Raw genomic sequence first — 22,350 nt, 5'->3', positions numbered from 1 at the left:
ATCACGGCGCTGGCGGAACCGGACAGTCATCTTCACCGCAGGCGAGATAGCGCTTGAAGTCATCGGCCCGCAACCTGGTGAGCCGGTTACGACAATCCCAGATGATCATCGGCTGCATACTGCCCCCCTCGTAGTTAATGCCATTGAAATCGCATTCCGCATCACGGAAAGCGATCCAGGCCTTCTGCGCCACGACCAGTTGGCTGGCGCTGTCCGGAGACTGGCGAAGCCGCTGCCGGACCTGCTTGTAAAGGGCATTCAGTTCAGCGTCGGATGCGGCAAAGTTATCAGCGGCGCATTGGTTGAGATCGAGCTGCGTTCCATCGCCAGTGCAGTCCTCAGCCTGTGCGGCGCGCCCGTGGAGCATGGTGAAAACGGCAATCATGAGAACGATCAGGCGCATCATTGCAAAACCTCACGGCAACTTTACTCCGAGTTAGCAAGAAACGCTGCAATTGTCCTGCTTGCTTCAACCGGTCATGCAGAAACCGGTCGGGTGGTACCGCCTCCCCGGTTCGAACGGGGGACCCCTAGATCCACAATCTAGTGCTCTAACCAACTGAGCTAAGGCGGCGCACAGGGCTGAAGGGCCGGTGGCCCCCGCGCATGAGGGCACTCCTAGCCCCAGCCGCACGGGATTTCAAGCGAGCAAAAAGGCCCGCGTCGCGCGGGCCTCGGGAGTTCGACGCGCCGGCCGGGGAGGACGGCCGGGCATCGGCGATGTAATCAGGCAACCTTGGAGAGGCTGGCGAAGGACTTCGACACCTGCTCCTGCACCGGCTTCAGCGACTCCCTGGCGAGCGCAACCGACAGCTCGGAAAGCTCGGCGGTCTGGCGCTGCAGAGTCTCGGCCTGCTCCTTGAAGTAGTCCTGGTGAAGGTTCACCGCTTCCTGCGGGTCGCGCACGGCGAACAGCTTGCGCGCGAAGGCGAAGCCGGAATTGATGTTCAGCTGCACGAACTCCATCGACTTCAGCTGAATGTCGGTCACGCGGTTCTTGTAGGCGTTGGCGGCGGCGTCGAAGAGCTGCACATTGCCATGGGCCGCTTCGGAAACCTTCTCGAAGGCGCCCTGCGCCTGGTCAAGGGTCTTCTGGGCGAAGGAAGCGACATGCTCGGCAACCTGTTCGGTGGCCTTGGTCACGGTTTCACTGGTCATTTCGGGCTTGGCCTTCTTGGTTGACATGGGTGTTTCTCCTGTGGGGCAGGCTTTGGCGCAACCTGCCTGATGGAAAAGGATATAGGGCAGGTTTTTGTGCAACGCAATATAAATATTGCACCGCAGCTGCGCCGGGCGGGTTCAGAGGCGCGAAAACTAACGGGATGTTGCGGAATTCCTTTATTTTTTTGGTTAAGCCATCGTAAACAGAAGGCCTCTCATATTGGGGTGAGTCTTGGCCGACGCCGCGACACCGACGCTGGACGACCTGAGGAACGTGCCGGAAGCCGCCTGGCTGTGGGACGCGAGCCGCGCGCGCATCGTGTGGGCCAACCCCGCGGGCATTGGCTTTTTCGGTGGCGCCTCGCTGTTCGACCTGATCGACCGCCCTTTCGACGTGCAGGAGCCGGGCGTGGAGGCGTTGATGAACGTGGCCCGCAGCCTGCACCGCGGCCAGGTGGAAACGGTGGTGCTGAATTTCCCCTCCGCCGCCGCCGAAGGCCCCATCGCCTGCCGCTGCATGATTCACGCGCTGGCGGACGGGCGCCCCGGCGTGCTGGCGGTGGCCCGCGCCTCCGCCGTGGAAGAGGGCCCCCGGGCCGATGCCGACATGGCCGCCGCTTTCGATCTTCTTCCCTCTGCCGCGATGCTGGTGGGGCGCGACGGCGGCTTCCGCCACCTCAATGCGGCAGCCCAGCTGCTGCTGGACGTCAACCAGCGCGGCAACCTGGCGGAGCTGCTGGGCGAGCAGGCCCAGGCCGATGCACTGCTCACCCGCATCGGTGCTGCCGGCACGGTGGTGCAGCACCGCGCGCTCGCCGTGCGCATTGGCGTGCGCGATATCCGGCTCACCGCCCGCCGGCTGAACCGCGAGGAGGAGGGTGCTGCCTTCGCCATGCTGCTGCTTGACGACGTGACGGAGCGCCGCGCCCTGGAACTCAAACTTTCCGGCACCGAACCGGGGCCTCCGTCCCCGGCAGCGGCGGCCTCCCAGCCCGCGCCCGCCGCCGTGGAAAAGCCCGGCAAGCCGCCGGAGGCGGACATCCGCGAGACGAAGCCCCGCGCCGCGCGTGCAGCGCCGCCCCCGGCAGCGGAGGCAGCGCCGCCCCCTGCCCCGCCGCGCCGCAAGCTGCAGCGCATTCCGGACCAGGTGCGCCTGCCGCTGGAAAACCGGCCCGAAGCCGTTCTGGTGGCCAAGGACGGGCAGCTGCTCTTCGCCAACCCCGCCGCCGCGCGCCTGTTCGGGTATGAAACGGGCGAAGACGTGATCAATGACCAGGCTCTCTCGAACCGCTTTGGCCAGCTGGGCCAGGCGCTGCCCCGCACCGAGATCGTCACCGGCGCCGGGCGCGCCATCGAGGCCCAGGTGCAAATGGTGGTGATTCCCTGGCTTGGCGGCCCCGCCCGGCAGTTCGTGCTCGTGTCCTCCGAAAAACCGAAAGGGGAGCGGCCCGAATTCTGCCTTGCGGCGGCCCCCGTGGCTGCGGCCGCCATGACCGCCGCGGAGCCGGCGCCCGAGCCGCCGCGGGCCAGCGCCGAGGTGATCCAGCTTCCCCTGCGCGCGCCGGCCGCGGAGGCCGACCAGGAGCTGCGCGCCATTCTCGACACCGCGGCGGACGGCATCATCACGCTCGATCAGGACGCGCGCATCCACACCTTCAGCGCCGGCGCGGAGGCGATCTTCGGCTATCGCATCGCCGAAGTGGCCGGAAAGCCGCTGCTCGATCTTCTGGCGCCCGAAAGCCGCAGGCTGGTGCGCGACTATCTGGCGGCGCTGCAGGGCCCCGGCCTCGCCTCGGTCTTCAATGACGGGCGTGAAGTCACCGCGCTGGTGAACCAGGGCGGCACCGTGCCGCTGTTCATCACCATCGGCAAGCTGCAGGCCACGCGCTCGCAGGCCGCCTTCTGCGCCGTGGTGCGCGACATCACGCAGTGGAAGAAGACCGAAGCCGAACTGCGCGAAGCCAAGGACAGGGCGGAGGCGACGAGCCGCCAGAAATCCGAATTCCTCGCCAGCGTCAGCCACGAGCTGAGAACGCCGCTCAACGCCATCATGGGCTTCTCGGAAGTGATGCGGCTCGGCCGCTTCGGCGCGATCGACAACGAGAAATACCGCGGCTACGTGCAGGACATCCACGCCAGCGGAGCTCATCTCCTCTCGCTCATCAACGATCTCCTCGATCTCTCCAAGGTCGAGGCCGGCAAACTTGAGCTCAATTTCGCCGCGGTCTCGCCCGGCGACGTCGCCGACTATGTGCTGAGGCTCACGCAGGAGCAGGCCACCGCCGCGCGCGTGGTGCTCCGGAAGTCGATGCCGGCGGACCTTCCCAATGTGGTGGCCGACCTCCGCTCCATGCGGCAGGCGCTGCTGAACCTCGTGTCCAACGCCATCAAGTTCACCGACGCCGGGGGGCAGGTGGTGGTCTCCGCCCAGCTCCTGGGCAGTGGCGAGCTGAAGCTGCGCGTCAAGGACACCGGCATCGGCATGGACGAGGACCAGCTCCGTGGCGCGCTCGAACCCTTCGGCCGCGTTCTCACCGAGGGCCGCGAGGTGCAGGGCACGGGCCTCGGCCTGCCGCTCACCAAAGCGCTGGTCGAGGCCAACCGCGCCTGTCTCGCGCTCACCAGCGAGCCGCGCAAGGGCACGCTGGCCGAGATCACCTTTCCCGCTGCCCGCGTCCTGGCGGAATAGCATTTCGATGGCTGACGCCGCTGCCGCAAAGGGTCCGCCCCGCCCGGCGAGCGAAAGGCTGTTCGCCGCGGCGGCGCTGATCATCGGGCTTGGCCTTGTGCTGCCGGTGGCCACCATCATCGTGCTGGCGCTGAGCCCCACCGAGAATGTCTGGCCGCATCTCCTCGCCACCGTGCTGCCGGGCTATGTCACGCGCACCATCGCGCTGATGGCGGGGGTGGGTCTCATCACCTTCGTCGTCGGCACCGGCACGGCTTGGCTCGTCACCATGTGCCGCTTCCCGCTGCGGCCGCTCTTCGTCTGGGCCTCGCTGCTGCCCATGGCGATGCCCGGCTACATCGTCGCTTATGCCTATGTCGATTTCCTGAGCTATGCGGGCCCGCTGCAGACCTCGCTTCGCACCCTCATGGGCTGGAAGACAAAGGGCGATTACTGGTTTCCGGAAATCCGCTCGCTCGGCGGCGCCATCTTCGTGCTTTCCATGGTGCTTTATCCCTATGTCTTCCTCACCGCGCGGGCGAGCTTCATCCGCCAGCCGGCGACCCAGCTGGAAGTGGCGCGCGCGCTGGGCCGCACGCCGTGGGGCGCCTTCCGCGCCGTGGCGCTGCCGCTGGCCAGGCCCGGCATCGCGGTGGGCGTGTCGCTGGCGCTGATGGAATGCCTCAACGACATCGGCGCCGCCGGCTTTTTCGGCGTGCGCACCCTGACCCTCGGCGTCTACACGACATGGCTCAGCCAGGGGAACCTCGGCGGGGCCGCTCAGATCTCCGCCGTCATGCTGCTCTTCATCTTCGTGCTGCTGTGGATCGAGCGGCAGGCGCGGCGGCGGCAGTCCTTCGTGCTGCCCGCCCAGCGCCCGCGCCAGCCGGACCGCATCCGGCTCAACGGCTGGCAGCGCGCGCTGGCGGTCATCGCCTGCGGGCTTCCCATCCTCATAGGCTTCGTGGCGCCCGCGCTGATCCTGATGAACTTCGCCGCCTCGCGGCTTTCCGATGCGCTGTCATCCGCCTATCTCAGCGCCGTTTATCATTCGCTTCTGCTCGCCGTGCTGGCCGCCATCAGCGCCGTCATCCTCGGCCTCGTTCTGGGCTATGCGAACCGCGCCATGCAGTCGGGGGTCACCAGGCGGGTGATCCGCCTTGCCGCCACGGGCTATGCCATTCCCGGCACGGTGCTGGGCATCGGCGTCCTCATCCCGCTCGCCGCCTTCGACAATGCGCTGGACAGTTTCCTGCGCGCGCATGTGGGCGTGTCCTCGGGTCTCCTGCTGTCGGGCACCGTCACGGCGCTGGTCTTCGCCTATGTGGTGCGCTTCCTCGCCGTGTCCTTCGGGGCGATCGAGACGGGGTTGCAGAAGGTGACGCCCAGCGTCGCCGCCGCGGCGCGCACGCTGGGCCGCGGCCCCGTCGCCGCCTTCCTCGAGGTGCACCTGCCGCTGCTCAAGCCCGCCCTCGCCTCCGCGGCCCTCCTCGTCTTCGTCGACTGCATGAAGGAACTGCCGGCCACGCTGATCCTGCGCCCCTTCGATTTCGAGACGCTGGCCACCTCGGTCTTCATGCTGGCCTCGCTCGACCAGCTGGAGGAAAGCGCGCTTCCCGCACTCACCATTGTCGCCGTGGGCCTGCTTCCCGTGATCCTGCTGTCGCGCACCCTGCACGAGCCGCACATCGCGAACTGACAGAATTTATTCCTCATTCCCGGCGGGGGAGAGCAATGGGGTCAGGTCCGCAACTCGGGGATCCCCGCGAACAGCTCCAGCGCCTCCGGATTGGCCAGCGCCTCTCTGTTTTTCACCGCGCGGCCGTGCACCACGTCCCTCACCGCAAGCTCGGTGATCTTGCCGGACTTTGTGCGCGGAATATCGGCCACCGCGATGACCTTCGCCGGCACGTGGCGCGGCGAGGCGCCGTCGCGGATCCTCTTCCTGATGCGCGCCACGAGACCGTCGTCCAGCGCCACGCCGGGGCGAAGCCTGACGAACAGCACCACGCGCACGTCGCCGTCCCAGTCCTGGCCGATGGCCAGCGCCTCGATCACCTCCGGCGCCTGCTCCACCTGCGCATAGATCTCCGCCGTGCCGATGCGGACACCGCCGGGGTTCAGCGTGGCGTCCGAGCGGCCGTGGATGATCATGCCGTCATGCGGCGTGATCTCCGCGAAGTCGCCATGGCGCCAGATGCCGGGAAAGCGCGCGAAATAGGCATCGTGATATCTGGAACCGTCGGGGTCGTTCCAGAACATCACCGGCATCGACGGGAAGGGCTTCACGCAGACGAGCTCGCCCTTTTCGCCGCGCACCGGCCTGCCCTGCTCGTCATAAACATCGACCGCGACACCCAGCATCGGCCCCTGGATTTCGCCGCGCCAGACGGGCGAGAGCGGATTGCCGCCCACGAAACAGCCGCAGATGTCAGTGCCGCCGGAGATCGAGGCGAGATGGATATCCTGCTTGATGCCGGCATGGACGAAGTCGAAACTTTCCGCCGACAGCGGCGAGCCGGTGGACAGCATGGCGCGCAGGCTTGAGAGCCTGTGCGTCTGCTTCGGCACGAGGCCGCTTTTCTTCACCGCATCGATGTATTTGGCGGAGGTTCCGAAGATGGTCATCCCCTCCTCGTCGGCATAGTCGAACAGGGCGCGTTCGGAGGGATGGAAGGGCGAGCCGTCATAGAGCAGCAGCGTTGCGCCCGCCGCGAGGCCAGAGACCAGCCAGTTCCACATCATCCAGCCGCAGGTGGAGAAGTAGAACAGCCTGTCGCCGGGTTTGATATCCGTGTTCAGCACATGCTCGGAGAGATGCTTCAGCAGGATGCCGCCCGCCCCGTGCACGATGCATTTCGGAATACCCGTCGTGCCCGAGGAATAAAGGATGTAGAGCGGATGATCCATCGGCAGTTGCGCGAAGCTGACCGGCGCATCGGTCTGGCCCGCGATGAAGGCCGAGAGCGTTACACCTCCGGGCAGCGTCCTGGCCACCTCATCGGCCTCGCCGATATAGTCGATCACCAGCGTGCGCTCGACGCTTTTCAGCTCCTTCAGCACGTTTGCGATCTTCTCGCCCGTGCGGATGGTCTTGCCGGCATAGTAATAGCCGTCGCAGGTGATGAGGATTTTGGGTGCGATCTGCCCGAAGCGGTCGAGGATGCCGCGCTCGCCGAAATCGGGCGAACAGGAGGACCAGATGGCCCCGAGCGAGGAGGCCGCGAGAAAGCAGACGATCGCTTCCGGCATGTTGGGCAGGATGGCGCAGATGCGGTCTTGGGCCTTCACGCCCGCCGCGGCAAAGGCCCGCTGAAGTTTCGCCACCGCCTTGTTGAGCTCCGCCCAGCTCATGCGGCGCTTCACCTTGTCCTCGCCGCGGAACACCAGCGCATCCGCGTGGTCGTTCCGGCGCAACATGTTCTCGGCATAGTTCAGGCGCGCATCGGGGAAGAACTTCGCGCCGGGCATCTTCGTGCCGTCGACCAGAACCCGGCTGCCCCGCGTCTCGGCTTTCACCCCGCAGAAGTCCCACAGGCGGGACCAGAACGCCTCGGGCTGCTCCAGCGAGTGGCGCAGCACCTCGTCGAATGTGGAAAGGCCCAGCGGCGCCATGAAGCGGGCGAGGTTGGAGGCCGCCATCCTTTCGGGGCCGGGGGTCCACAAAGCAGGCTCGGTCATGTAAGGCACTCCGGAGTGGCGGTTGGGCTTGGCTCTGGAGCATTTTCCGGTCAAGTGGAATCCGGTTGACCGCAGAAAATGCGACAAAACGAATAGACAGAGCAGGTTTCGGGTCCATTGGATCGAAACCTGCTCTGGAGCATTTTCCGGTCAAGTGGAATCCGGTTGACCGTCGAAAATGCGACAAACAAATAGACAGAGCAGGTTTCGGGTCCATTGGACCGAAACCTGCTCTGGTCCCGTCACGAAAGGGCCGCAAGTCCCGCCCAAAAGCGGTGCGATTTCAGGAGTTTCCGATGCACAACCGACGGCTGATTGCAGGTGGGGCGGCGCTTGGCCTGGTGGCGTTGGCGGTGGCCGCTTTCGCGCTCGTCGCGCCGCGTGTCGTGGCCGGCGGGCTCACCGCACTTGCCCAGCAGCAGCTGGGCCGCAACGTCAGCTTCCACGGCGGCGCGCGGCTTCAGCTCTTGCCGCTCGCGGTGCGCTTTGATGACGCGGCGCTCTCCGGTGCTGGTCCGGATGACGGCAGCTTCATCACCGCCCGGTCGGCGACGATCCCGGTGACGCTTCCGCAGCTCTTCGGCGCAAGGCCGGACGTCTCCGCGATCACGCTCGATGGCGCGGAGGTGGCGCTGCTCATCAACGAGCGTGGCGAGGCCAGTTGGGACATGTCCGGCGGCCCGCCCGCAAGCCCCGTGCGGCTGAGCCTGGAACAGGCGCGCTTGCGCTATTTCGACGCCCGCAACAGCCAGAGCATGTCGGTCGACCATGCCAATGGCCTGCTCGAACTGCGCGCTGACGGCGGCGCCTCCTTCGCCGGCAGCGCGGTGATCAACGGCCGGCTGGTGCGGGTGGATGCCGACCTCAAATCGCTGGCCCGCGTCAATGCCGATGGCTCGCCGCTGGAGCTCGCCCTTTCGGCCAATGAGGGAACCGCCAGTTTCAGCGGCCGGCTGGCCACCGCCAGGGTGCTGAGCCTCGCCGGCCCCGTCAGCCTGTCGGGCGCCACGCCAGGCCCGGCTCTGCGCCTGCTCGGCCTGCCGCTTCCGGAGACCGCCAATCCGCCAGGGCCGATCGCCATCGAAGGCGCGCTTGACAGCGCCGGCCGGGCCTTCGCCATCCGCAACGCCACGCTGGCGATCGGCAGCCTGCTCGCCATGGGCGAGATCGCGGTCGACCTCCGCAACGACCAGCCCAGGCTGCAGGCCAGCCTCACCGCCGACACGTTCTGGCTCGACGCCGCCATTCCCGCCTCCGGGGCAACGGGCGGCGACTGGGGCCGGCTGCCGCTGCCCTTCGACCTGCTCCGCAGCATTGACGCGGAGCTGAGCCTGGAGGCGCGCAACCTGCGCTATGCCGATATTGCCGCAGGACCCGGCAGAATCGTCGTCAAGCTCGCCGGCGGCAAGCTCGATGCCACGCTGGCCGCGCGGATCGACTCCAATGGCACGCTGGACATCGGCGTGAAGGCGGACGCCACCGTGCTGCCGCCCAGCGTCTCGCTGAGCTTCGATGCCGGGGACACGCCGGTGCAGCCGCTGCTCGGCGCCCTCACCGGCGCGCGCCACATCACCGGCAAGGGCGACCTGGTGGCGGACCTTGAGGCCACCGGCGCCACGCAGGAGGAGCTGTTGGGAACGCTGAAGGGCACGGCGCGCATCGGCATCGCGGCAGGGCGCATCGCCGGGGTTGATCTCGCGGGCCTGTTCCTCGCGGCCAGGCACCAGATCATCGAGAGCTGGCAGGCCGCCCCCGGCGTCACCGGCTTCGACAGCCTCAATGGCGAGGCGAGCGTGGAGGACGGCATCTTCACGTTCCGCGAGCTGAGGATGGAGGGTCCCGGCCTCACCGTCAGCGCGGAGGGCATTCTCGACGTGCTGCGCCAGGGGCTGACCGTTTCGGCCACCGCCGCGGTCAACGGCCAGCCGCTGCTTCCCGTGCCGGTGATTGCCAAGGGCCTGTGGGCCAGGCCCCGCATATACCCGGACATTCCGGACATCCTCGGCAATCCGGAGGGCGGCTTCGCGCGGCTGCAGGACGTTCCGGCGCTGCAGGGCAATTGAACCGCAACGGCAGCCGGGGCATGACAGAGCCATGATCCGCGTCCAGCAGCAGCCCTTCGATCCGGGCCATGAACTGAACCTTGTCAGGCAGGGCCGCGCCGCGATCGGCGGCACGGTGATGTTCCTCGGCACGGTGCGCGACCTGTCCGATGGCAATGACGTCAAGGCCATGACGCTCGAGCACTATCCCGGCATGACCGAGAAGGCGCTGGCGGAGATCGAGGCCGAGGCGCAGCGCCGCTGGCCGCTCGACGCGACGCTGATCGTCCACCGCTATGGCCGGCTTGAGCCGGGCGAGGACATTGTGCTGGTCATCGCCGCCTCGGCCCACCGCGAGGCCGCCTTCGCGGCCTGCCACTTCCTCATCGACTGGCTGAAGACCAGGGCGCCCTTCTGGAAGCTCGAGGAGAATGACCGGGGCGCCAGCTGGGTCGCCGCCAGGGACAGCGACGACGAGGCGGCACAGCGCTGGACGGAGTGAGGCGCGCCGCGGCGGCGCTGCCCGGCGCGGCTTCAGAAATTGTTGGGATCAGAAATTGTTGGGATTGCCCTTCACAATGGCGCCGGCGCCATCATCCTTGCCGCCCTTCACCCAGGTCACCTGATCGCCGTCGAGCCTGACCTGCCAGCATGCCTCGGGGTCCTGGCCATACTGGAAGCACATGGTATCGCCGTTCACCCGCCACTTGCCGGAATAGCCCTTGCCCCTGATCGCGCCGTCAGCGCCATAGAACTCGGTATAGGCGCCGGACGCGATCATGCTGCCCTGCACCGTGTTTCCGGATATCGCGGCGGATATCTGCTCGCCAGTGGCCATCGTCCCCGCCTGGGCAAGGCTCACCGCCGCAAAAAACACCGCACCCGCCGAAATGACCGCCCTCATGTCCGTCCTCCCATGTTTGAAAGCCGACTACGCCGCCACCGCCAAACGGGATCACAGGGCGCGGCCTTCTAAACAACGTCAGGGAGCACTGCCTTCAAGGCACCCATGTCCTGATCGACGATGGTGCTGCCAGGGAGGATTGAACTCCCGACCTCTCCCTTACCAAGGGAGTGCTCTACCACTGAGCTACGGCAGCGCGCTGTGTGGAGCGGGCGGACACATGCCACAGCGGGAGGGCCAGCGCAACCCCGTCGCTTGACGGTTGCGGCGCGGTGGCGGAAAAGCCTGTCATGGCCGCCGAAAAGCCCTCTTCCGACGCCCACAAGCAGCGCCTGGCCAAGGCGCTGAAGGCCAATATCGCCAGGCGCAAGGCGAAGGCCCAGGCGGCGGCCCAGACGGTGGACCGCCCGGCGGCGGAGGACAGCCCGGAAACGCCGCCTGAGGACGGTGGTTGCCGCAATTGAGCCATGTGTGCTTGTTAGCCGCCAGACCGGGGCAGGTTGGACCTGTGCGGGGATGATTCCCGGACGGCCTGCCGGGCAGGGGAAGACTTGATGGATCGTATCCGCATCCGCGGCGGCAGCCGCCTGAACGGCAGCATTCCGATTTCGGGCGCCAAGAACGCGGCCCTGCCGCTGATGATCGTGTCGCTTCTCACGCCGGGCAGGCTCACCCTGTCCAATGTGCCGCGCCTGGCCGATGTGCGCCTGCTGCAACGCATCCTGCAGAACCATGGCGTCGACATCACGGTGGCGGGAAAGCGCGCAGGCCAGACCGGCATGGGCGACGTCATGCACCTCTCCGCCGCGGACATCGTCGACACCACCGCGCCCTATGAGCTTGTCTCCAGAATGCGGGCGAGCTTCTGGGTGCTGGGTCCGCTGCTGGCGCGCTGCGGCGAGGCCAGGGTGTCGCTCCCGGGCGGCTGCGCCATCGGCACCAGGCCCGTCGACATGCACCTGATGGCGATGGAAAAACTCGGCGCGCAATTATCCATCGAGAACGGCTATGTGATCGCAACGGCGAAGCAGGGCCTGAAGGGCGCGCACATCGTCTTCGACAAGGTCTCGGTGGGGGCCACCCATGCCGCCCTGATGGCCGCCGTGCTCGCCCATGGCGACACCACCATCGAGAATGCCGCGTCGGAACCCGAGATCGGCGACGTCGCCTCCTGCCTCGTCAAGATGGGCGCGAGGATCGAGGGCATCCACACGGCGACACTCCGCGTGAGGGGCGTCACCAGTCTTTCGGGCGCCGGGCACAGCGTGATCCCGGACCGCATCGAGACCGGCACCTATGCCATGTGCGTGGGCATGACCGGCGGCGACGTGCTGCTGAAGGACGCGGACGCCAGCCACCTTGGCGCCGTCATCGACGTCATGCGGCGGGCCGGCGTGAGCATCGACGTGAAGAACGACGGCCTGCGGATTTACCGCAACGGAGCGGCGCTCGAACCGGTGCGCGTCGACACCCAGCCATTCCCCGGCTTCCCCACGGATTGCCAGGCCCAGCTGATGGCGATGATGACCATGGCCACCGGCACGTCGGTGATCCGCGAGACGATCTTCGAGAACCGCTTCATGCATGTGCAGGAGCTGGCGCGTCTTGGCACCGACATTCACCTCCACGGCGACACCGCGGAAGTGCGCGGCGTGAGGAAGCTCACCGGCGCGCCGGTGATGGCCACCGACCTGCGCGCCTCGGTCTCCCTCGTCATCGCCGGACTTGCGGCGGCGGGCGAGACGATGATCAGCCGCGTCTATCACCTCGACCGCGGCTTCGAGACGCTGGAGGAAAAGCTCTCCGCCTGCGGCGCCGACGTGGCGCGCATCTCGGGCTGAGTCATCCGATGCTCCGGCTCTCCGCGCTCGACACCGAGGACCTTGCCATCGTCTCCGCCCAGATGCAGGACGCCGTCCTGCTGGCGGGCGACATGAGCTATGATCCGAAGCGCAAGAAGTTCGTGCTGCTCGCCAACCGCTTCGCCTGGGACGATGCGGACACGCCGCAGCGCCGCCGCACCGGGCTCCGCTTCGACCGCGTGCTTGGCGTCAGGACGCTTCACGTGAACCGCCTCGAGAAGGACGAGGTGCTCTCGCTCCTCTCCGTCACCTTCGCCGAGCGCGATGCGCCCTCGGGCGAGGTGCTGCTGAGCTTTTCCGAAGGCGCCACCATCCGGCTCTCGGTCGAATGCCTGGAATGCCAGATGACGGACCTGGGGCCGGCCTGGGCGGCGATCGCCGTGCCGCGCCACGGCATCGGGGACGGGGAAGAAGAAGACCCGGCGTAACGCCAGCCTTTCACCGCCGCCCTGGCTTCTCCGGCCCTCCCCCGGCCGGAGCAGGTTTCGGTTCAGTGGGCTCGAAACCTGCACAATGACGATGTCTGGTCGCATTTTCGACGGTCAACCGGTGTCCACTTGACCTGAAAATGCTTTATCCTCCCCTCATGACGGAAAAACCGAAAACCCGCCTCTGCGCCGTCGAGCTCGACGCGACCATAGGCCCCGGCCCATCGCCCGAAGCCGAACATGAACGCCGCGTCGCCATCTATGATCTGGTGGAGGAGAACAGCTTCACGCTGCTCAGCCGGCCGGAAGGCCCCTACCGCCTCAGGCTCTCCACCGCCGACGGCCGGCTGATCCTCGACGTCTTGAACAACGCGGCGGAACGCCTCACGCTGATCGGCCTGTCGATGTCGCCCTTCCGCCGCATCGTGAAGGATTACTTCCTGATCTGCGAAAGCTATTACGAGGCGATCCGCACCGCCACGCCAAGCCAGATCGAAACCATCGACATGGCGCGCCGCGGGCTTCACAACGAGGGCAGTGAACTCCTCAGGGAGCGGCTCAACGGCAAGGTGGAGGTGGACTTCGACACGGCGCGCCGCCTCTTCACCCTTGTCTGCGTCCTGCACTGGCGGGGCTAGGTTCAGGAGATGGCGGGAGATCTTCCCAGCGCCGTCCTCTTCGCCTGCACGCAGAACGTCATCCGTTCGGTGATGGCCGCCGCCATCATGAGGCATTTTTACGGCCGGCGCGTCTTTATCGCCTCCTGCGGCGTCAGGCCCGGATCGGCCGATCCCTTCGTCGCCGCGGTCATGGACGAGATGGGCATCGACCTTGGCAAGCACCGGCCTCAGGGCTTCGACGACCTGGAGGATTCGAGCTTCGACGTGGTCATCTCGCTCTCCCCCGAGGCGCACCACCGCGCGCTGGAAATGACCCGCACCATGGCCATCGATGCCGAATACTGGCCGACGCTCGACCCCTCCATCACGGCCGGCAGCCGCGAGCAGATCCTCGGCAGTTACCGCGACGTGCGCGACCAGCTGGTCCGGCGCATCAAACAGCGCTTCGGTTCCTTTGCCGCGCGCGGGGTTTAAGTATAAGCTGCTCCCTTATGCGCCTCGACATGCAGACGGCCGAAGCCGAACTTACGAAAAAGCTGGGAGACCTCCCTGACGCCGCCGAGATCGCGTGGGCCACCGTCTGGCTTGAGGCTTGCGGTTATTCCGGCGTGAAGATTCTCGGCGAGGCCCTGAAGGACCAGCGCCACACGCTGGAGCTGACGCGCGATGCGCTGGGCCTCGACCTGCAGCATGTCTCCTGCGCCTTCCTGGCGCCCGCCATCATGCGCCACGTCGCCGCCAATGGCCGCGCCTTCCTGCGCAACGTCCGCCACGGCCTTTACATGCTGCCTTTCGCGGTGCGCGGGAACGTCGGGCTGGGCTGCCCGGTGGACCCGTCATTCGCGGTCGGCGGCGAGCGCCACAAAAATCCCTACGGGGAAAAGCTGGGCCTTGCCGCGGCACAGGGTCTGGAGATCGACAACGCGCAGTGGGGTGAGATTTAGAGCGTGATCCGCAAAAGTGAAACCGGTTTTGCGATAAGATCATGCTCAAGCCTCTGATCTGGCGCATGATTTAACCCACAATCCGCAGCTCCCGCGGGAAGCTCGTCAGGCACTCGATTCCGTTTTCGGTCACCACCACATCGTCCTCGATGCGCACACCGGCCTCGCCCTCGCGGTAGAGACCGGGTTCTATGGTGAAGACCATGCCGGGCTCGAGCAAATCCCTGTTGCCGCGCATGATCTGCGGCGCCTCGTGCACGTCAAGGCCGAGGCCATGGCCTGTCTTGTGGCGTGCGAACTGCGCAAATTGCGATTGCTCGAGAACCGTGAGCACGGCGTCATCGACGTCGGAGGCGGTGATGCCGGGGCGCGAAACCTCGCGGCCCTTCGCGTTGGCCGCCAGCACCGTCTCGTAGAAGGCGCGGTCGTAGTCCGACACTTCCCTGACGAAGAAGGTGCGCGTGATGTCGGCGCAGTAGCCCTGGCAGGCGCCGCCGAAGTCGATCAGCAGCGCGTCGCCGGGCTTGAGATGGTAGTCCGGCCGCGCATGGGCATGGGGCTTCGCGGCATTATCGCCCGCCGCAACGATCGGCGCGAAGGACAGACCGTCGGCACCCTGCGAGAACAGGTTGCGCAGCAGGATGCGCTCGACTTCCGTCTCCGTCATGCCGACCTTCACCTCGGCGAGAGTTGCCTCAAGGGCTGCTTCGGAAATCCGGATCGCCTTGCGCTGCAGTTCAACCTCTTCAGGCGTCTTGTGCAGGCGCACCTTCGATATCTCGCCATGAATGTCGACGAATTCCGCGCCTGGCAGGGCCTGCTGCAGGGCAAAAAGGTCGAACACCCGCATGCGCTGGCCCTCGACGCCCACTCGCGTGCCCTCGCGCAGCTGCGGAAGGGCTTCGCCCGCGGCCATGAAGGCGCCCATGTAGCCCTGTTCGTCCCGCCACGGGAACACCTTGCCGGGAAAGCCGATGGGCGCGAATGACCCCATTTCGAGCTGGGGCGCCACGGCAACGGCTGAACCTTCCCGCGGAACGATCACCGCAAGCGGCCGTTCCATCTGGTGGAAGTCCTTGCGGAAGACGCGGCGGAAATTGGCGCCGGGCACCAGCACGACGGCGTCGAGACCGGTGCGTGCGAGCACCGTCATCAGCGGTTCAAGCATCGGGTTGCACCCCGTGGCAGAAATGAATCTTCGCGCTGTTCGCAAGCCACGTCACGCCGCTTGACTCCAGCAAGTTGCGGAGGACGCCCCGCTATTCCTTCATCATGTAGATGTAAGCAGTGCTGACGCCATATTTCTCGGCGAGCTTGGCGGCCGGCACGCCCTTGGCGCGCTTGGCCAGAATGTCGGCGCGCATCTTCCCGGTCTCGACTGACGAGCGGCGGCGGCGCCTTACCGCGCCACCGGCCCGGCCGTCCTCCAGATGCGCGGTGTCGAGCATCCTCCGGGCTGTCGCGATGATCTTGTTGAGATGTGCAATCTGTCTCTTCGAAAGTGGCATTATCTTTCCGGTTTTGTCTGGAGAATGGCGGTAAACAACCCAGACGCCCAGGCTGTCATACCCGCTTGCTTAGCCTGAAGAGCGGTTCAAGGCAATCCCAAGTTATCTTCACCGCGCAGGCAGCTGACTGGAGCGTGATCCGCATAAGTGGAACCGCTTTTGCGATAAGATCATGCTCAGACTTTTGATCTGGAGCATGATCCGGCCAGGCGATTCCACTTTTGCGGAACCTACCCTAGCCACGGCGGCGGCGCCGGCGCTCCGCACCGTCATCACCGGCCGTGACGACATCCTTCGGCGGCGGCAAGGTGACGGCCTTCGACAGCTGCGGGAAAGGCGCAGTCTTGTGGGGGATCGCCATCGCCTCGACGAAGTGCTGCTGGAACATCGGCTCCACCGCCGTCTCGATCTTTTCGATGCGGCGCACCACGCTTTCGATCTCGTCACGCGCCTTCTTGTTGAGCAGCGCGATGCGCGCGCCGGTGCCCGCGGCATTGCCGGCACTCTGCACCCTGGAAAGATCGCAATCCGGAATAAGGCCGAGAATCATCGCATACTTGACATCGATGTGGCTGCCGAAAGCGCCGGCAAGACGGATCTTGCCGACCTGTTCAATGCCAAGCTTGTCCATCAGCAGGCGCACGCCGGCATAGAGCGCCGCCTTGCCGAGCTGGATCGCGCGCACGTCATTCTGCGTCACGCGGATCCAGTGCTCGTTGCCGCCTTCCCTGGGGGCGCGGATCACATAGTTGAAGGTGCGCCTGTGGGGTTCGATGCGCGGCGAACGCTCCGCCAGCGATCCGTCGATCAGGCCATCCTGATTGATCACGCCGGAGAGATACATCTCGGCGATCGCCTCGATGATGCCGGAGCCGCAGATGCCGGTGACGCCGGTCTGCGCAATCGCCTCCTCGAAGCCTTCCTCGTCCGACCACTTGTCGCAGCCGATCACCCTATAGCGCGGCTCCAGCGTCCCCGGGTCGATGCGGATGCGCTCGATCGCGCCGGGGGCGGCCCGCTGGCCCGACGAAATCTGCGCGCCCTCGAAGGCGGGGCCGGTGGGTGAGGAGCAGGCAAGCAGCCGGGCCCTGGAGCCCAGCACGATCTCGGCATTGGTGCCGACGTCCACGGCCAGCATGATCTCGTCCTGCTCATGCGGGGCTTCGGAAAGCACCACGCCCGCCGTGTCGGCGCCCACGTGGCCGGCGATGCAGGGCAGAACATAGGCCCAGGCGCCGGGGTTGAGCCGCAGGTCAAGCGCCTTCGCCGGGCAGGTGACGGCGAGGCCGGTGGCGAGCGCAAAGGGGGCGCCGCCGAGCTCGACCGGATCGATCCCCAGGAACAGGTGATGCATGACGGGGTTGCCGACCAGCACGACTTCCAGAATGTCACTGAGCTCGATGCCGCCCTGTCTGGCCACGTCCTCGGCCAGCGTGTTCAGCGCCTGGCGGATGGCGGCGGTCATCTCCTTCTCGCCGCCCGGATTCATCATCACATAGGAGACGCGGCTCATCAGGTCTTCGCCGAAGCGGATCTGCGGGTTCATCAGCCCGGCCGAGGCCGTGACCCCGCCGGTCGAGAGATCGGTGAGGTGTGCGGCAATCGTGGTCGAGCCCACATCGATGGCGAGCCCAAAGGCCTTGTCATGAAAGCCCGGCCAGATGGCGGCGAGTCGGTTGCCGCCGCCGGGCGCGCGGCTGAACACGGCGGCGGTGATCTTCCACTCGCCCTTCCTCAGCGTCTTCTGCAGGTCGGAGACGATCGGGAGGTCGCAGGAGAGATTGTCGATGCCCCACTGATCCTTCAGCGCCTTGTAGACGCGCTCGAGGTCGGAGGACGGCTTGTGCATGTCGGGCTCCTCGACCTCGATGAAGCACAGGCGGGTGGCCGGATCGAGTTCGATGGCGCGGGTGTCGGCCTCCTTGCGGACAACCTGCTTGTGGACCTGGCTCTCCGGCGGCACATCGATGACGAGATCGCCCATGATCCGCGTCTGGCAGGAGAGGCGGCGGCCCTGGGGCAGACCGCGGATTTTGCCGTAGCGCTCCTCGACCCCGGTGATGCCCGAAACATGCGAGGCGGCTGATGCGATGCCATGCTTGGCAAAGCTGCCCTCGCCCACATCGATCTGGCAGCGCCCGCAGATCGCTCTCCCGCCGCACACCGAGTCGATGTCGACCCCCAAGGCGCGCGCGGCCTGAAGAACCGGCGTGCCCACGGGGAAGCGGCCACGCTTGCCCGAAGGCGTGAAGACGATGAGAGGGTTCGTTTCGGTCATTGCGGACGGCTCCTCACGAATGGCGCCCCCACGCGCAAGGGGAGGGGGAAGCAAGCGTCTCAGCGGCGGCGGCGCGCCTCGCGCGCGGCGCGGCGGGCGGCAAGCTCCTCGGCCGTTGGCGCTGCCTCGCCGGGCGGCAGCGCGGCGGTCGAGGGCGCGGGGGCCATATCGCGGAACTTGTTGTTCCAGAACTTGCAGTGCGCATCCGTGCCGTTCAGCACATTGGCGCCGAAAATGGCGTGCATGTCTTCGTCATGCAGCGGGTTCATGATGGCCGAGGTCATGCCATGGCTCGCCGCCATTGCAAGGAAGTAGCCCGTCAGCGCGCGGCGGTTCGGCATGCCGAAGGAAATGTTGGAGGCGCCGCAGGTGGTGTTGACCTTCAACTCCTCGCGCAGGCGGCGCACCAGGCGGAACACCTGCTGGCCGGCCGTACCCATGGCGCCGATCGGCATGACCAGCGGATCGACCACGATGTCATGAGGCTTGATGCCGTGGTCGGCGGCGCGCTCGACGATCTTCCTCGCCACCGCGAAGCGCACGTCCGGGTCTTCCGAGATGCCGGTCTCGTCGTTCGAGATGGCGACCACGGCGACATTGTACTTGGCGACCAGCGGCAGGATGGCCTCGAGCTTCTCTTCCTCGCCGGTCACGGAGTTCACCAGCGGACGGCCCCTGGCGGTCTCAAGACCCACCTTGAGGGCGGAGGAGACGGAACTGTCGATGCACAGCGGCAGGTCGCAGACCGACTGCACGATCTCGAGGGTCTGGCGCATGAGCGGCGGCTCGGACTCATTGGGGTTCACCGCGGTGACGCCGGCATTGACGTCAAGAATATGGGCGCCGGCCTCCATCTGGGCCAGCGCGTCCCTGATCACCGTGTCAAAGTTGCCGGCCTGCATCTCGGCGGCGAGCTTCTTGCGGCCCGTGGGGTTGATGCGCTCGCCGATGACGGTGAAGGGACGGTCGAAACCGATGATGTGCTCACGCGTGGCGGACGCGACGAGGGTGTGGGTCATTGGGCTTTGCCTCCGTTGGCAATGAGGGTCTTGAGCCTGTCCTGGGTGAAGGCCGCCTCGATCCCGGCCCTGGCCTTCTCGACCTCCGCCGCAAGGTCGTCACCCACCGGAACGGGCTCGGCCCGGCGCCAGTCGGCGAGATAGCTGTCGGTGTCGGAGGCGCCGCCCCGCATGGCGGCCATGTCGATCGCTTCCTGGAAACGGTCGGCCAGCATGCGCTTTTCCTCCTTGCGGCCGGCCTTGACCGAAACCGCGGAAGGTATGTCGCGCCAGTAGGTGACGATGAGATTGGCCATGATGGCCGGTTGTATGCCCGGTCCGAAACCGAACCGATAGCCTGAAAACGACATGGAGAAAGGGCGGGGCGAAGCCCCGTCCCGCCCTTTTCAGCCAGCTTTCCGGCTCAGCCCGCGCGGTTCTTGGCGATCGCCCCCCAGACCGCCAGCACAATGATCGCGCCGATGATCGAGGCGATGAAGCCCGCTCCCTCGTCCGGCCCGTACCAGCCGATGGCCTGGCCCAGCCAGGTGGCGACGAAAGCGCCCACGATTCCGAGAATGGCGGTGAGCACGAAACCCGACGGCTCGTTCTTGCCCCCCACAAGGAACTTGGCGACGACACCTGCCAAGAAACCGATAACAATCGTGCCTATGATGTAAAACACCGCTTTTCCCTCCGTGTGTTGCGATGAGTACCGGACTTGCTTGACGGCGGGATGAACCTGCCCGTCCCCGGATCGTCAAACTAACAGTTGCAATCCCTGCCGGCCACGGTCAACTCTTGGCGGGCACACATCAGGAGCGTCTCATGTCGAACCGCATGCCTTCCATCGCCGCGCTGCTGGGCCTGGTGGCCGTCGCCGGCTATCAGAACCGCGAAAAGATCGGGGAATTCGTCAGGAACTTGCAGAATCCGGGGGCTGCGGCGCCGCCCGCGCCGGGCGGCGACACCGGGGCCGCCGCCAGCGGTGGCCTCAGCGACCTGATCGAGCATTTCCGCAATTCCGGCCTGGGCCAGAAGGCCGAGAGCTGGGTCTCGACCGGCCGGAACGAACCCGTGGACGAGAACGAGATGGACCAGGCCCTGGGGCCGGACCTGCTCGACCGGCTGGCGCAGCAGACAGGCCTCTCCCGCGCGGAGCTGGTGAAGCGCCTGGCCCAGGTGCTGCCGGAGGCGGTGGATCACATGACCCCGGAAGGCCGCCTGCCGTCCCCCTCGCGCGAGGGCGCCGCTTAAAACACTTTCAGGTCAAGCGGACGCCGCTTGACCGTCGAAAATGCGACCAAACAAAGAGACAGAGCAGGTTCCGTTCATGCGGAACCGCCCGAACGGAACATGCGACAGATCAAAAGCTTGAGCATGATCTTGTTGCAAAAGCGGCTCCGCTTTTGCGGATCATGCCCTGGCCTCCTCCTTGGCGTCACCCCGGCTGAGGCCAGGTCCAGCTTCGGGTGCCGGCGCAAATGGAACGCCGGGATGACGTTTGGGTGTGGAGCTATTGCCGCAGCGTGATCTCGCCCGGACGCCAGGTCTTGTCGAACCACGGTTCCAGAGGGCCGTAGAGGCGGAGGATCATGAACCATCCCTTGCCGGGAATGGTCTCGACCCAGTTGCTCTCCATGCCTTCCGGAGCCTTCGGGCCGAACCAGATGTCAACCGAGCCATCGGCATTGACCTTCACGTCCTTGTTCTGGCTCGACACGCTGGGTGCTGCCTGGTTGGTCTGCAGCATCGAGCGGGTCTGGACGTCATAGACGATGACCGACCAGAAATCGGCAACCGGCACGTTCTTCGGCAGTGTGAGCTTGTAGGTTTTGCCGCCGTCAAAGGGCTTGCCGTCGGCATCGAGCGCGGTCCAGGGATATTGCGAGCCCTTGCCCACCATCTTCTCTTCCATCGCGGGCGTCACGCCCGTGGCGAAGAAATAATAGAAGGCCGCGCCATCAAGGTTCGAGACACCGGGCTGGGACTGGAACTTGTAGCCGCCGAAGAAGGGCAGCCGCCAGCTGCTCTTGCCGTCGGGATAGAAGAAGGCGTCGCGGCCGCGGATGTCGAGGGCAAGCGCCCGCGCCGTGACCGCGCCGATATTGGCGGCATCGGTGAGGATCGCCTTCATGCGCGGATCGGGGTTGAAGGGCTTGCCCTTCTCGATGCCGATCGACGCGAAGAGGCCGAGTGTCGTCGGGTCCGATCCCTCGGGCGGCTCCTCCTGAATCACCTGGTTCAGCAGCTCCCAGAAGGAATAGTCGGTGGGCATGACGAAGTTGGACGGAATGCCGGAGGCATTCACCAGTGTTGCGGGCGTGCGCCTGGCGGCATCGGCCAGCGGATAGATCTTGAGATTGTTCTTCACATCCTCAACGCCAGGGCCCGTCTTGCCATCGACCAGGAAGGAGCGGAACACCGTCCACATGCCATAGGTGGTTGGGCGGACGACGATATAGCCTTCCGGCGCCTCGCCGGTGTAGCCCGGCGGAAGGATCAGGTATTTGCCGCCAGCCCCCTTGTCAGGGCCGGTGATGCCCACATCGACCACCCACTTGTACCAGAAGTCATTGATGGTCCCCAGCACCCTCGGCGGAATCTCGACCACCACCGGGCCTTGCCTGGTGTCGATCCACATGAAGCTGTAGATGGTGTTGTCATTGGCGGTCAGCTCGACGGTCTTGGGATCGACGAGGTTTTCCCAGATCACGTTGGTGCGGTTGACCGGGCCGAACTTCAGGAGCGTGTCGCGCATGCCCGCCTGGTTGACGATGGGAATGGCCAGCAGATAGGCCTGCAGCGCGCGCGAGCGGTCGAGATTGTCCCAGATCTTCTCTTTCGTTTCGGGAGTCGGGAAGCCGTCGCGGAGCTTGAGGGGGCCGATCGAGGAGTCCATCGAATCCGGCGTGGCGACGCCAGGCGCAATGGGCGTGCTCATCTTGTAAGTTTCGGCCTGCACCGGCAAGGCCAGCGCCCCGGCCATGGCGCCCAGAAGCACGGCGGCAAATGCCAATCGTTTCGTCATGCTGTCGATCCTCCTGTTTAACCCTGAGCGGCACAATAGAGCAGGTTTCGGTTCAGTGGAATCGAAACCTGCTTTATCTATTTGTTTTGTCGCATTTTCGACGGTCAGCCGGTGTCCACTTGACCTGAAAATCCTTTAAAGCGGCGGGCGGTCAATTGACTCCACTAGGATTTCCCTCCCCCTCGTGGGGAGGGGTAGGGGTGGGGGGCCCACGAGTCCAATTCT

At 66.0% G+C, this 22,350-nt stretch carries 22 protein-coding genes and 2 tRNA genes; 11 read left to right on the top strand and 13 right to left on the bottom strand.

The features are described 5' to 3' along the window. Position 1: 1 nt before the first annotated feature. The 3 genes from IOC69_RS05190 to phaP form a co-directional block, all read right to left on the bottom strand. Positions 2-406: a lysozyme inhibitor LprI family protein gene (locus tag IOC69_RS05190; protein ID WP_290542474.1), complete on the bottom strand. Its 405-nt coding sequence runs from the start codon at positions 404-406 to the stop codon at positions 2-4. Between the two features lie 91 nt (positions 407-497). Continuing rightward, positions 498-574: transfer RNA gene (locus IOC69_RS05185), tRNA-His, on the bottom strand. A 152-nt stretch (positions 575-726) separates the two neighbouring features. Beyond that, a complete protein-coding gene (gene phaP / locus IOC69_RS05180) occupies positions 727-1,185 on the bottom strand; it encodes a phasin family protein (RefSeq protein ID WP_290542473.1) in 459 nt (152 codons plus the stop codon). A 208-nt stretch (positions 1,186-1,393) separates the two neighbouring features. On the opposite strand from phaP, the gene IOC69_RS05175 reads away from it, so the two are divergent. After that, complete coding sequence (locus tag IOC69_RS05175) at positions 1,394-3,850, top strand: PAS domain S-box protein (protein WP_290542472.1); 2,457 nt, start codon at positions 1,394-1,396, stop codon at positions 3,848-3,850. A gap of 7 nt (positions 3,851-3,857) precedes the next feature. Further along, a complete protein-coding gene (locus IOC69_RS05170) occupies positions 3,858-5,528 on the top strand; it encodes an iron ABC transporter permease (RefSeq protein WP_290542471.1) in 1,671 nt (556 codons plus the stop codon). 41 nt (positions 5,529-5,569) lie between these two features. On the opposite strand, the gene IOC69_RS05165 is transcribed toward IOC69_RS05170, so the two are convergent. Beyond that, positions 5,570-7,510: an acetoacetate--CoA ligase gene (locus IOC69_RS05165; protein WP_290542470.1), complete on the bottom strand. Its 1,941-nt coding sequence runs from the start codon at positions 7,508-7,510 to the stop codon at positions 5,570-5,572. Between the two features lie 296 nt (positions 7,511-7,806). On the opposite strand from IOC69_RS05165, the gene IOC69_RS05160 reads away from it, so the two are divergent. Beyond that, positions 7,807-9,573 (top strand): AsmA family protein, encoded by a 1,767-nt coding sequence (locus IOC69_RS05160; RefSeq protein WP_290542469.1) that lies wholly within the window; start codon positions 7,807-7,809, stop codon positions 9,571-9,573. Positions 9,574-9,604: 31 nt separating this feature from the next. Beyond that, positions 9,605-10,054 (top strand): molybdenum cofactor biosynthesis protein MoaE, encoded by a 450-nt coding sequence (locus IOC69_RS05155; protein ID WP_290542468.1) that lies wholly within the window; start codon positions 9,605-9,607, stop codon positions 10,052-10,054. Positions 10,055-10,102: 48 nt separating this feature from the next. Here IOC69_RS05155 and IOC69_RS05150 read toward each other — a convergent pair whose 3' ends face one another. Then, positions 10,103-10,456: a hypothetical protein gene (locus IOC69_RS05150; protein ID WP_290542467.1), complete on the bottom strand. Its 354-nt coding sequence runs from the start codon at positions 10,454-10,456 to the stop codon at positions 10,103-10,105. A gap of 121 nt (positions 10,457-10,577) precedes the next feature. Continuing rightward, positions 10,578-10,652: transfer RNA gene (locus IOC69_RS05145), tRNA-Thr, on the bottom strand. Between the two features lie 94 nt (positions 10,653-10,746). On the opposite strand from IOC69_RS05145, the gene IOC69_RS05140 reads away from it, so the two are divergent. From IOC69_RS05140 to IOC69_RS05115, 6 genes are all read left to right on the top strand, one after another. Then, positions 10,747-10,920, top strand: a complete 174-nt coding sequence (locus IOC69_RS05140; protein ID WP_290542466.1) for a hypothetical protein — start codon at positions 10,747-10,749, stop codon at positions 10,918-10,920. A 90-nt stretch (positions 10,921-11,010) separates the two neighbouring features. Beyond that, positions 11,011-12,297, top strand: coding sequence for a UDP-N-acetylglucosamine 1-carboxyvinyltransferase (murA, locus tag IOC69_RS05135; RefSeq protein ID WP_290542465.1), 1,287 nt, complete (start codon positions 11,011-11,013; stop codon positions 12,295-12,297). 8 nt (positions 12,298-12,305) lie between these two features. Beyond that, complete coding sequence (locus IOC69_RS05130) at positions 12,306-12,746, top strand: DUF2948 family protein (RefSeq protein WP_290542464.1); 441 nt, start codon at positions 12,306-12,308, stop codon at positions 12,744-12,746. Positions 12,747-12,886: 140 nt separating this feature from the next. Next, positions 12,887-13,384, top strand: a complete 498-nt coding sequence (locus tag IOC69_RS05125) for a UPF0262 family protein (protein WP_290542463.1) — start codon at positions 12,887-12,889, stop codon at positions 13,382-13,384. Between the two features lie 9 nt (positions 13,385-13,393). Then, entirely contained in the window at positions 13,394-13,840 is a 447-nt protein-coding gene (locus tag IOC69_RS05120) for a low molecular weight phosphatase family protein (RefSeq protein ID WP_290542462.1), read from the top strand. Positions 13,841-13,869: 29 nt separating this feature from the next. Beyond that, on the top strand, positions 13,870-14,310 hold the full coding sequence (locus IOC69_RS05115) for a hypothetical protein (RefSeq protein ID WP_290542461.1): 441 nt from the start codon (positions 13,870-13,872) through the stop codon (positions 14,308-14,310). Between the two features lie 70 nt (positions 14,311-14,380). On the opposite strand, the gene IOC69_RS05110 is transcribed toward IOC69_RS05115, so the two are convergent. The 6 genes from IOC69_RS05110 to IOC69_RS05085 all read right to left on the bottom strand — a co-directional run bounded on the left by IOC69_RS05110 (position 14,381) and on the right by IOC69_RS05085 (position 19,779). After that, complete coding sequence (locus tag IOC69_RS05110) at positions 14,381-15,478, bottom strand: Xaa-Pro peptidase family protein (protein WP_290542460.1); 1,098 nt, start codon at positions 15,476-15,478, stop codon at positions 14,381-14,383. Positions 15,479-15,569: 91 nt separating this feature from the next. Beyond that, positions 15,570-15,818 (bottom strand): hypothetical protein, encoded by a 249-nt coding sequence (locus IOC69_RS05105; protein ID WP_290542459.1) that lies wholly within the window; start codon positions 15,816-15,818, stop codon positions 15,570-15,572. Positions 15,819-16,053: 235 nt separating this feature from the next. Further along, positions 16,054-18,096 carry an ASKHA domain-containing protein gene (locus IOC69_RS05100; RefSeq protein WP_290542458.1) on the bottom strand — a complete coding sequence of 681 codons (2,043 nt, stop codon included), beginning with the start codon at positions 18,094-18,096 and terminating at the stop codon, positions 16,054-16,056. A gap of 59 nt (positions 18,097-18,155) precedes the next feature. Next, positions 18,156-19,115 (bottom strand): methyltetrahydrofolate cobalamin methyltransferase, encoded by a 960-nt coding sequence (locus IOC69_RS05095; RefSeq protein WP_290542457.1) that lies wholly within the window; start codon positions 19,113-19,115, stop codon positions 18,156-18,158. Next, a complete protein-coding gene (locus IOC69_RS05090) occupies positions 19,112-19,411 on the bottom strand; it encodes a virulence factor (protein WP_290542456.1) in 300 nt (99 codons plus the stop codon). The genes IOC69_RS05095 and IOC69_RS05090 overlap by 4 nt, the downstream gene beginning before the upstream one ends. A 107-nt stretch (positions 19,412-19,518) precedes the next feature. Continuing rightward, positions 19,519-19,779, bottom strand: coding sequence for a GlsB/YeaQ/YmgE family stress response membrane protein (locus tag IOC69_RS05085; RefSeq protein WP_290542455.1), 261 nt, complete (start codon positions 19,777-19,779; stop codon positions 19,519-19,521). 143 nt (positions 19,780-19,922) lie between these two features. Here IOC69_RS05085 and IOC69_RS05080 point away from each other — a divergent pair, with 143 nt between their 5' ends. Next, entirely contained in the window at positions 19,923-20,351 is a 429-nt protein-coding gene (locus IOC69_RS05080) for a YidB family protein (protein ID WP_290542454.1), read from the top strand. A gap of 259 nt (positions 20,352-20,610) precedes the next feature. On the opposite strand, the gene IOC69_RS05075 is transcribed toward IOC69_RS05080, so the two are convergent. Next, on the bottom strand, positions 20,611-22,125 hold the full coding sequence (locus IOC69_RS05075) for a DUF1254 domain-containing protein (protein ID WP_290542453.1): 1,515 nt from the start codon (positions 22,123-22,125) through the stop codon (positions 20,611-20,613). Positions 22,126-22,350 lie beyond the last annotated feature (225 nt).

It is taken from the genome of Aestuariivirga sp. (genome assembly GCF_020252405.1).
Classification (GTDB): domain Bacteria; phylum Pseudomonadota; class Alphaproteobacteria; order Rhizobiales; family Aestuariivirgaceae; genus Aestuariivirga.
The sequence above is the reverse complement of the archived record's forward strand: the minus strand, read 5'-3'. Positions and strand labels throughout refer to the sequence as shown.

Coding starts and splice junctions, on each gene's coding strand:
- IOC69_RS05190 (WP_290542474.1), bottom strand. CDS start 406: ATGATGCGCCTGATCGTTCTCATGATTGCCGTTTTCACCATGCTCCAC.
- phaP (WP_290542473.1), bottom strand. CDS start 1,185: ATGTCAACCAAGAAGGCCAAGCCCGAAATGACCAGTGAAACCGTGACC.
- IOC69_RS05170 (WP_290542471.1), top strand. CDS start 3,858: ATGGCTGACGCCGCTGCCGCAAAGGGTCCGCCCCGCCCGGCGAGCGAA.
- IOC69_RS05165 (WP_290542470.1), bottom strand. CDS start 7,510: ATGACCGAGCCTGCTTTGTGGACCCCCGGCCCCGAAAGGATGGCGGCC.
- IOC69_RS05160 (WP_290542469.1), top strand. CDS start 7,807: ATGCACAACCGACGGCTGATTGCAGGTGGGGCGGCGCTTGGCCTGGTG.
- IOC69_RS05155 (WP_290542468.1), top strand. CDS start 9,605: ATGATCCGCGTCCAGCAGCAGCCCTTCGATCCGGGCCATGAACTGAAC.
- IOC69_RS05150 (WP_290542467.1), bottom strand. CDS start 10,456: ATGAGGGCGGTCATTTCGGCGGGTGCGGTGTTTTTTGCGGCGGTGAGC.
- IOC69_RS05140 (WP_290542466.1), top strand. CDS start 10,747: ATGGCCGCCGAAAAGCCCTCTTCCGACGCCCACAAGCAGCGCCTGGCC.
- murA (WP_290542465.1), top strand. CDS start 11,011: ATGGATCGTATCCGCATCCGCGGCGGCAGCCGCCTGAACGGCAGCATT.
- IOC69_RS05130 (WP_290542464.1), top strand. CDS start 12,306: ATGCTCCGGCTCTCCGCGCTCGACACCGAGGACCTTGCCATCGTCTCC.
- IOC69_RS05125 (WP_290542463.1), top strand. CDS start 12,887: ATGCTTTATCCTCCCCTCATGACGGAAAAACCGAAAACCCGCCTCTGC.
- IOC69_RS05120 (WP_290542462.1), top strand. CDS start 13,394: ATGGCGGGAGATCTTCCCAGCGCCGTCCTCTTCGCCTGCACGCAGAAC.
- IOC69_RS05115 (WP_290542461.1), top strand. CDS start 13,870: ATGCAGACGGCCGAAGCCGAACTTACGAAAAAGCTGGGAGACCTCCCT.
- IOC69_RS05110 (WP_290542460.1), bottom strand. CDS start 15,478: ATGCTTGAACCGCTGATGACGGTGCTCGCACGCACCGGTCTCGACGCC.
- IOC69_RS05105 (WP_290542459.1), bottom strand. CDS start 15,818: ATGCCACTTTCGAAGAGACAGATTGCACATCTCAACAAGATCATCGCG.
- IOC69_RS05100 (WP_290542458.1), bottom strand. CDS start 18,096: ATGACCGAAACGAACCCTCTCATCGTCTTCACGCCTTCGGGCAAGCGT.
- IOC69_RS05095 (WP_290542457.1), bottom strand. CDS start 19,115: ATGACCCACACCCTCGTCGCGTCCGCCACGCGTGAGCACATCATCGGT.
- IOC69_RS05090 (WP_290542456.1), bottom strand. CDS start 19,411: ATGGCCAATCTCATCGTCACCTACTGGCGCGACATACCTTCCGCGGTT.
- IOC69_RS05080 (WP_290542454.1), top strand. CDS start 19,923: ATGTCGAACCGCATGCCTTCCATCGCCGCGCTGCTGGGCCTGGTGGCC.
- IOC69_RS05075 (WP_290542453.1), bottom strand. CDS start 22,125: ATGACGAAACGATTGGCATTTGCCGCCGTGCTTCTGGGCGCCATGGCC.